The sequence below is a fragment of the Nocardia sp. 852002-20019_SCH5090214 genome (assembly GCF_001665865.1).
In the GTDB taxonomy this organism is placed as follows: Bacteria; Actinomycetota; Actinomycetes; order Mycobacteriales; family Mycobacteriaceae; genus Nocardia; species Nocardia nova.
This window is the reverse complement of sequence record NZ_LZMK01000025.1, coordinates 1-1,207: the sequence shown is the minus strand read 5'-3', so window position 1 is coordinate 1,207 and position 1,207 is coordinate 1. Positions and strand designations below refer to the sequence as shown.

Annotated in this window: 1 pseudogene; it reads right to left on the bottom strand. The window is 68.9% G+C overall.

Going from position 1 to position 1,207, the window contains the following annotated elements:
* Positions 1 to 116: 116 nt before the first annotated feature.
* A pseudogene (locus tag A5780_RS40590) lies at positions 117 to 1,207 on the bottom strand (hypothetical protein); the annotation flags it as partial.

The following is a 1,207-nucleotide window of genomic DNA, read 5'->3' as shown; positions in this document are numbered from 1 at the left end:
TCAGATGCGATGGAGCGGCCTTCCACGGGTAGATCTCCGGTTCGTGATCGGCTGCCTCGGAAGCGGTTTCGAGCGGTGCCACAGTCGTTCCCCCCTTGGAAGTTCGGAACGACGTCTCAGCGCTCGTGACCGGTGTCGCGGTCACGGTCGCGGTTGTAGGCCTGCGCGAGCCCAGTCCCCGGGGCGGTCTGGCGCGCTCGTGCCTCCGGGGTGGGCGGCTTCACCGCTTCACTCGGCGGCTTGGCCCGCCCGGCCGCAGCGGCCAGGCGCTGAGCGCGCTGGTCCTCAGTCAGTCCGGCCTGGCGCAGGTTGTACTCCAGCAGCGCGAGGCGTTCGGGGCTGTCGTAGGAGGGCGGGCCGGGATTGCGTTCGGCGGCGACCTTTTCTCGGCGACCGGCCCACTGGTCCTGGACGGCGCGTGCGCGCTCGCCTTTCTTCTCGCAGGCGTCGTTTTCGACGGCGAGGAATTGGTTCACGTCGAGGCGGACGTGTTCGGGCACCCCGGCAGTGATCATGCTGTTGCGCAGCTGTTCCTCGGCTTGGGTGGCTTCGTAGTCGTCGCGACTGGTGCGCCCGGCCGCCAGCGCGGTCTGCGCGAGGACCACACGGTTGAGGTCGTCGCGGACTGCGCGGACAGTGCCCTCGGGCGCGGCCGCGGTCGACAAGATTTTTTCGATCTCGCGGCGGTTTTCCTCGGCGTAGGCACGCGCGTAGTTGTCGCGGCGTTCGCGCTCGATCGCGGCCGCGGACCGGTCATCGGCCAGCAGCGTGTCCGGCACCTGAGTTTTCCCGGCCTCGATATCGGTGAGCACGGCGCGCAGCTGGTCACGCTCGATATCGGCCAAACCCTTGCCCGACTTGATCGCCTTGTCGATCTGAGCGCGCATCACCTCGGCCCGCTGCCGCTGGTCTTTGTCCCACCTCGCCTCGGGGTCCTTGCCGTCGGGATCGAGGGCGATGCGGGCCTCCACGATCGGCGCCAGCGCCGCATACGCGCGCACGGTCGTGGCGAGCTCGTCGCGGTTGACGTGATCGGGCCACAACGGCTTACGCGCCTCGGCCGGGTTTTTGCGGATCTGTTTGCCCCGCTCGCGGGCGATCTCGCGGTCTTTCTCGGTCATCACCGACACCGCCTCGGCCAGCCGCGCCTGCACACCGACGGTGTCGTGCCCGTGCTGCAGGCGAACCTGGTAATCCGTGAGCAGGG